This window comes from Achromobacter deleyi (genome assembly GCF_902859705.1).
In the GTDB taxonomy this organism is placed as follows: domain Bacteria; phylum Pseudomonadota; class Gammaproteobacteria; order Burkholderiales; family Burkholderiaceae_B; genus Achromobacter; species Achromobacter deleyi.
In genome coordinates, this window is the sequence record NZ_CADIJO010000060.1 from 1 (window position 1) to 1,255 (window position 1,255).

A 1,255-nucleotide genomic window follows, 5' to 3' on the forward strand; every position below is an offset into this window, starting at 1 on the left:
GTGACCTGCCCCCCGTTTTCCGGGCCAACCTGATCTTAGTAGAGTCCGTCTCACAAGAGGACGGACATGAAGAAGCGATACACCGAAGAGCAGATCATCGGCTTCCTGAAGCAGGCGGCCGCCGGCACGCCGGTCAAGGAGCTTTGCCGCAAGCACGGCTTCAGTGACGCGTCGTTCTACCTGTGGCGGCGCAAGTTCGGCGGCATGGATGTGCCCGACGCCAAGCGCCTGAAGGCACTGGAAGCGGAGAACGCGCGGCTCAAAAAGCTGTTGGCCGAGTCGATGTTGGACAACGAAGCGCTGAGGATCGTGGCGCGGGGAAAATACTGAGCCCGCCGACGCGACGGGCTGCCGTCGCGGACGTGCGGGCGAAGCTGGGCCTGTCGGAGCGGCGGGCCTGCCGGGCACTGGGCTTGTCACGCAGCGTGTTGCACTACCAGCCGCGCATGGCGAACGCGCCGTTGCAGGCCAGGCTCGTTGCGTTGGCGGGCGAACGTCGCCGGTTCGGCTACCGACGGCTGCACATCCTGCTGGAACGGGAGGGCTGGATCGCCAACCACAAGCGAATCTACCGGCTGTACCGCAACGCTGGCCTGGCGGTGCGCAAGCGCCGCAAGCGCGATCGCGTGGCCGTCGAGCGCCGTCCGCTGCAGCTGCCGTCGGGGCCCAACCACACCTGGTCGATGGACTTCGTCTTCGACGCCCTGGCCAACGGGCGCCCGATCAAGTGCCTGACGGTGGTGGACGATTGCACCAAGGAAGCGGTGGAAATCGCCGTCGGCCGGAGGATAAATGGCCAGAACGTGGCCGACATCCTGGATGCGGTATGCCGTTTCCGCGGCTACCCCGCGGCGATCAGGACCGACCAGGGACCCGAGTTTACCGGCCGGGCGCTGGACCAGTGGGCGACCGCCAACGGCGTGACGCTTGTGCTGACCCAGCCAGGGAAACCCACGCAGAACGCCTATGTGGAGAGCTTCAACGGCAAGTTCCGGGACGAATGCTTGAACGAAAACTGGTTTATCTCGCTCGAGCACGCACGGGCGGTAATCGCCATCTGGCGCAAGGACTACAACGAGGTGCGTCCGCACAGCTCACTGCCCAAATGCACGCCTGCCGAGTTCGCCGCCGCGCTGCGCAACGAAGGTGCCTTGACTGGTTCGACCGCTGATCGAAACCTGACCCACCGGAGCGGTATGCTCCCCAACCTGGACTCTACTAAGTAGCTAGTGGCCCTGAGAAAGGGGGCAGGTCA

Annotated in this window: 1 protein-coding gene; it reads left to right on the plus strand. The window is 64.9% G+C overall.

Annotation, left to right across the window (positions count from 1 at the left end; translation table 11 throughout):
* The first annotated feature begins 66 nt into the window (after positions 1-66).
* Positions 67-1,226 (plus strand): IS3-like element ISPa39 family transposase gene (locus HV798_RS31540; RefSeq protein ID WP_086009122.1). Its coding sequence is split into 2 segments (ribosomal slippage): positions 67-325 and positions 325-1,226, totalling 1,161 coding nucleotides; the frame shifts between segments, so codons are not numbered across the junction.
* The last annotated feature ends 29 nt before the right edge of the window (positions 1,227-1,255 follow it).